Consider the following 278-nt stretch of genomic DNA (forward strand, 5'->3'; position numbering starts at 1 on the left):
CGTGCAGGCCGCGACCCTGCGCTTCCGCCCCATCGTGATGGCCTCGCTCGCCTTCATCTTCGGCGTGGTGCCGCTCGCCATCGCGACGGGGGCCGCCTCGAAGGGCCAGCAGGCGATCGGCACCGGGGTGATGGGCGGCATGATCTCGGCGACCGTGCTCGCGGTGTTCTTCGTGCCGGTCTTCTTCGTGGTGGTGATGCGGATCTTCCGCAGGCGGGACGACCAGGCGGGGATGGAGGCGGAAGCCGAGCCCGCCGCTGCCGCGGGGCCGGAGCCGC

1 protein-coding gene is annotated in these 278 nt (G+C 72.7%); it reads left to right on the plus strand.

What is annotated here, in order from left to right:
• A partial coding sequence (locus ACLBXP_RS26100; protein ID WP_447670681.1) for an efflux RND transporter permease subunit occupies positions 1–278 on the plus strand: 278 nt, incomplete at both ends.

The organism is Methylobacterium sp. A54F, assembly GCF_053346035.1.